The following is a 1,745-nucleotide window of genomic DNA, read 5'->3' as shown; positions in this document are numbered from 1 at the left end:
GTCCCGGTGGCGGCGGCGGAACCGGAGCCGGATTGCCCGGCTGCCCGATGTAGGGCAGCGGACCAGGCTCTTCGTTGTAGGCATTCGGGTAGCCCGGCGGGGTCTGGTAGTTCGATTGAACCGGCGCGATGTCGGGCCCACCCATCAGTTCGGCAAGCGAATCGGGGGTCAACAAGCTTGCCGTCACCGGTCCCACCTTGACGCCCTGCATGCCCGGCGCGGTGATCCAGCCGGTCTGGGTGTTGCGGTGCGACGTCGGCGTGTCGGGCACCCAGATCCCGGGCACGGTGGTGTCCTTGTAGCCGTCCGGCGGGTGCAGCCGCGGCTCAGAGTAGGCAACCTCTTTGGGCAACGTCGCGGCGGTGCTGAACAAGTTCAGGCCGAATGGCGGGTAGTTGAACTTGATCGAGTCGAGAACCGGCGCCAGGTACTGCGCGCAGAGCTCGGCCGATTCCTGATAGCCCAACCGGCTGCCGGCCTGGATCGCGCTGCAGACGAATTCCATCGGGTTCGCGAAACCCTGGGTGCCGAGTACACCCGCCGGCTGGCCGACGATCGCACTCTGCGCCGGGTGGTAAATCAGGTTGGCATTCGACAGCGCCGTCGGCAGGACGTGCAGGCCGGTTTCCAGACCGTTCAACGGGTCGGGTTGGACCAGCGAGTTGGTCGTGTCGGCGAGGTTGTTGATGTCATGCGTCAGCACCTCGGCGTTCTTGTCCAGGAATGGCCGAACTGTGCTGAGCAAACCGTCGAGGTTCTGTATTGCGTTGGCCAGGTCACGATCAGAGCCGGTCAAGCTGTTGGTGAACTGGGCCAGGTTCTTGTTCAGCGCGACGAATTTTTGGTCGTCGGCGTGCAGGGCGTTGACGAACAGCGCCAGGCTGCGCACCACCGCGAAGAAGTCGCCGCGACCTTGGTTGAGCGCGGTCAATGACCGCGACAGGGCGTTGAACGTGGTGTTGATCTCTTTGCCCTTGCCGGCCAGCCCATTGGCATAGGCCTCGATGACGTCGCCGAACGGCCCTTTGGGCTGCTCCTTGGTGGGGCCCAGTTTCGAGATCACGTGGGTGATCGAGTTGCGCAGCGAATCCCACTCGGTGGGCACCTGGGTGCGCTCTTCCGGGATCACCGCGTTGTCGGCCAGCACCGGACCGCCCTTGTAGGGCGGCTCCAGCTGGATGAGCCGGGATGCCACCAGCGTCGGGTTGAGGATCACGGCCTGCGCGTCGGCGGGCACCTTGTACTTGTTTCTGTAGTGGAAGGTCACCTTCATCTTGTCGCCAGCCGGCTCGACCTTGTCGATCGCACCGACCTTGACACCCATGATCTCGACCTTGTCGCCCGAATAGAGGGCGTTGGCCTCCGGGAAGTAGGCCACCACAGTGTTATTCGTCAACTTCTTGAACAGCTGGAACCCAACGAACGCGAGAACAAGCGCCAGCACAACCGCCAGCGCGCCGATGATCACCGACGCCCGCGACAGCTTCGGCAGCCGGAGGTTGCGGAAATCAAAGACGGTGCTCAACTTTGACCTCCTACCGAGCCACTCTGACCTCCCGAGCCGCCTCCGGCGCCGCCGGGGATGCTGCCCTGTACGCCGGGTGCGATGTACGGTGCCGGCAGCTGGTTGCCGGGTCCCGGTGGTGCCGGGGGTCCAGGTGGGTATCCGGGCGCGAACGTGGACGGTGGCGGAACCGGGCCGGGGGGTCCCAGCGGCTCGGTGCGCGCCCCGGGCGGTCCCGGCG

1 protein-coding gene and 1 pseudogene are annotated in these 1,745 nt (G+C 65.3%); both read right to left on the bottom strand.

The genetic code is table 11. The features are described 5' to 3' along the window. A partial coding sequence (locus WB785_RS23525) for a virulence factor Mce family protein (RefSeq protein WP_424082318.1) occupies positions 1-1,525 on the bottom strand: 1,525 nt, incomplete at its 3' end. Beyond that, positions 1,522-1,745: pseudogene (locus WB785_RS23520) on the bottom strand (hypothetical protein); the annotation flags it as partial. The pseudogene WB785_RS23520 and the gene WB785_RS23525, both read right to left, overlap by 4 nt.

The organism is Mycobacterium sp. (assembly GCF_049585075.1).
GTDB lineage: Bacteria > Actinomycetota > Actinomycetes > Mycobacteriales > Mycobacteriaceae > Mycobacterium.
Note: the sequence above shows the minus strand (reverse complement) of the source record. Positions and strands in the feature narration are given on the sequence as shown.